A 3,701-nucleotide genomic window follows, 5' to 3' on the forward strand; every position below is an offset into this window, starting at 1 on the left:
AAACCGAACTACGCATTCTTTCACATGGAAATGGAAAGTACGCTTGTGAAGCCCCCGGAAGCGCACAAGCCGGTTTTTGGCAAAAGCCCGGAAACTTTCAATCCCATTGATATGAGAATGCCTGTTGGCAAACTCATTGTTGCTGTGTTCCAGCCGAAAATGTTTCTGGTATCCCCAGTCCACCAGACCATCGTAACCACGCCATTCATCAGAATGGATAACGCTCTCAAGCTCTACACGGCCACGAATAATCGCCTGACGTGTCGCCTTTGAGCAGTCAGGCACGATTTGGCATATACCGTCATTGCGCCTGAACAGACCAGGAGCAATGGTTTTTCCCCGACCCCGCGTCCCCTTATGCCTTTGACCCGACGAGGCCCCAAATTAAGGAAGGTATTTTGGCGTGCAACCTCTTGCTTCCACCCGCATAGCGGGTGGTTCTTTGTCTCAGTCGCTTTGCTCCTTCAACGGGCTAAAGCCCTTAATAAGTTATGACGGGCATGCGGCGGGGAATTGACAGAAGCCTTTTTCTCTGCAAGATGAACGGACGACGCGCGTTTCTGCATCAGCCCCCGCGCGCCATTTCTGTTGCCGCGATGGAGCGCATACCCATGAACAGACAGTTTCCCGGCGTGCCGCCCTCATGGACGCTTCCGCCGCTTATTTTAGGCATTTTTCTGCCGCTGGCCGGTTGTGGCCTGTTTTCCGACGCCCCCCCGCCGCCCGCCTATCAACCCGGCCCGCTGGAAGCCTATCTTGTTTCCGCCGGCAAGGGCGACTCCGCCACGCTGGACGATCCAGAGTTTGGCAAAAACATCCGCGTCACTCTGGACGACAGCTTTACCTCGGCCAGGGGCGAGAGCTGCAAACGAGGCATTGTGCTGGCCGGCCAGAAAGAAGCCGAAGTGGTGGTTGTCTGCCGGAATGCCGAGGGACAGTGGAGGCTGGCTCCCCGCGTCTGGGGGCACGGCATTGATGCCCACTGAGTGGAAGCCATTTCACAATTCATATGAAGTGACTTCCACCGCCAGACGAGAGTCTGGCGCGAGCGAAAAGCGCCGAGGCTGCGCCCGCTCAAAATTGCGGCATGCCCGCATCGAAAAACAGCATCACCGGGCCGCTTTCGACTTTTTTGTCAGAAAACAAAAATCGCCCGCTCAGGCTGTCGCCTGTCACGGTTCCCGCCGCGTTCACGCCGCGCGGCAGGCGCAAACAAATGGCGTGATCACAGCCATGCCCAACTCATGCCGCGTTATTCTCGCGCTTTTTCTTGTCGCCCTTGTCTGCGGAAACGTCCGGGCCGCCGACAATGTTCAGCCCTATGGGGCCAGTCTTTTTCAGGGCAATTTTGCCAAGGGACAGGAAGGCGGCGCGGTAAGCCCCGGCGACCGCATAGTGCTGCGCCTCTGGGGCGGGCGTATCAACATTGACGACACGTTCACTGTGGATGCGCAGGGGCGCGTCAATCTGCCGGAAGTGGGCCTCCTGCCGGTGGCCGGTCTGCCCCACGACAAGCTGGCGGACGATCTGCGCAGCAAGCTGGCGGCCACCGGCCATGCCGACACCCAGGTATATGCGGCGGCGCTGGACGCCCGGCCCGTGTTCGTCTTTGTGACCGGCGGCGTTGTCAAGCCGGGCCGTTACGCGGGTTCGCCCAATGATCCCGTGCTCAGTTTTCTGGACAAGGCCGGCGGCATTGATCCGGCACGCGGCAGTTACAGGGTTGTGCGCCTGATGCGCGGCGGCGGCGAGGCTGGCAGACTGGATCTCTATCCCTTTGCGCGGCGGGGCGAAATGCCCGCCATGCGCCTGCAGGAAGGCGACACCCTGGTGGTGGGCGACAAGGGCCCCACAGTGACGGCCACCGGCGCGGTGCGCAACGCCGCGCGCTTTGAATTTCTCAAGGGGGAGGCTACCGGCGCGGCGCTGCTGGAGCTGGCCGAACCCGAAGCCAGGGCGTCACACATCTCTCTCAGCGGCACGCGCAACGGCGCGCCCTACGCCACCTATCTGCCCCTCAAGGATTTGCGCCACCTCGCCCTTGAGGACGGCGACCGCGTGCAGTTCATGGCTGACGCCACGGGGGGCGCCATGATGATTGAAGTGCAGGGCGCGGTGCGCGGCAGTTCGCGCTTTCCGGTGCGCAAGGGGGCGCGGCTGAAGGACGTGCAGAACTTCATCGCCGTGGAGCCGGGGCGGGCCAACCTCAAGGCCATGTACATCAAGCGCAGGAGCGTGGCCGCCCGACAGAAAAAAGCCATTGCCGATTCTTTGCGCCGCCTGGAGGAAACAGCGCTCACGGCCGCGTCGTCCAGCGCCGAGGAATCCCAGATTCGGGCCAGGGAAGCGGAAATGATCGCCAAATTTGTGGAGCGGGCCAAAAGCGCTGAACCCGAAGGCGTGGTGGTGCTGGACAACGGTGCGGAGAGCGGCAATCTGGCGCTGGAAGACGGCGACATCATTGTGATTCCCGGCAAGAGCGATGTGGTGCTGGTCAGCGGCGAGGTTATGGTGCCCCAGGCCATGCTCTGGAACGAAGACAAGGATATGGGGGATTACATCAGGGGCGCGGGCGGCTACAGCAACAGGGCTGACCGGAATCATGTGCTGATCATGCGTCAGAACGGCTCTGTTTCCCAGAACGGCGACGCCATCAGGGCGGGCGACCAGATTTTGGTGCTGCCCAGAGTGGAATCCAAAAACATGCAGGCAGTCAAGGACATTTCCCAGGTGCTCATGCAGGTGGCGGTTTCCACGGGCGCGGTGCTCGGCCTGCCCTTCCTGCAATAAATCCGTCCAGCAAGGAGCTTGAAATGCTGCATTTCAGCGTTGACACAAAACTGTGCGTTTCCTGCGGCCTCTGCGCCGCAGACTGCCTGCCCAAGGTCATCCAGATGGCGGGTCGATATCCGACCATCCCCAATGAGGAACACTGCATGCGCTGCCTGCATTGCCTGGCCGTCTGTCCCACCGGGGCCATCTCCATTCTGGGGCACAGCCCGGCGCAAAGCGAGCCGCTGGAAAACAGGCTGCCCACGCCGGAGCAGGTGGCCGCCCTGATGAAAGGCCGCCGCTCCGTGCGCGCCTATAAACAGGAAAACGTGAACCCCGCCCTGCTCCGCCGGGTGCTGGATGTGGCGGCGCACGCGCCCACCGGCGTCAACGCGCGCCGCTTGTGGGTGACCGTCATTGACGATAGCGCGAGCATGAACGCCTTCCGCCAGGAAGTATATGAGCGCCTGGAAAAGCTGACGCGCGAAAATCGCATGCCGGAAAATCCGCGCCGTCAGTTTTTCTCTCGCGCGCCGGAACTCTGGCGCAAGGGACAAAACCCCATCTTCCGGCATGCGCCCCATTGCCTTCTGGTTTCCAACGCCAAGGACGCCCCCTGCCAGGAACAGGATTCGCTGATCTACCTTTCGTATTTTGAACTCATGGCCCAGAGCGGCGGCCTGGGCACGGTCTGGTGCGGCCTGCTCTACTGGTGTCTGCGCCTGGTGCTGCCCGAGCTGCTCCCCCGGCTGGGCATTCCGGCAACGCACGAACTGGGCTACGCCATGCTGTTCGGTTCTCCGGCGGTGCGCTATCAGCGCACGGTGGAGCGCGGCAAGGCGGACATTCATCGGCTGCGCTGGCCCGCGCGTTGAGCCAACCCCGTTCGTCAACGGGCCAGCGCACAGCCATGGCCGGTTCGGGTCAGT

General features: G+C 61.8%; 3 protein-coding genes and 1 pseudogene. 3 read left to right on the forward strand and 1 reads right to left on the reverse strand.

Annotated features, from left to right (window positions below; genetic code table 11):
- A pseudogene (locus ACQRA4_RS13625) lies at window positions 1-380 on the reverse strand (IS1595 family transposase); the annotation flags it as partial.
- 231 nt (window positions 381-611) lie between these two features.
- On the opposite strand from ACQRA4_RS13625, the gene ACQRA4_RS13630 reads away from it, so the two are divergent.
- The 3 genes from ACQRA4_RS13630 to ACQRA4_RS13640 all read left to right on the forward strand — a co-directional run bounded on the left by ACQRA4_RS13630 (window position 612) and on the right by ACQRA4_RS13640 (window position 3,647).
- On the forward strand, window positions 612-986 hold the full coding sequence (locus ACQRA4_RS13630) for a DVU3141 family protein (protein ID WP_427823598.1): 375 nt from the start codon (window positions 612-614) through the stop codon (window positions 984-986).
- A gap of 247 nt (window positions 987-1,233) precedes the next feature.
- Window positions 1,234-2,790, forward strand: coding sequence for a polysaccharide biosynthesis/export family protein (locus ACQRA4_RS13635; RefSeq protein WP_427823599.1), 1,557 nt, complete (start codon window positions 1,234-1,236; stop codon window positions 2,788-2,790).
- A gap of 23 nt (window positions 2,791-2,813) precedes the next feature.
- Window positions 2,814-3,647, forward strand: coding sequence for a nitroreductase family protein (locus tag ACQRA4_RS13640; protein WP_427823600.1), 834 nt, complete (start codon window positions 2,814-2,816; stop codon window positions 3,645-3,647).
- Window positions 3,648-3,701 lie beyond the last annotated feature (54 nt).

The organism is Desulfovibrio sp. SGI.169 (genome assembly GCF_050313595.1).
GTDB lineage: Bacteria > Desulfobacterota > Desulfovibrionia > Desulfovibrionales > Desulfovibrionaceae > Desulfovibrio.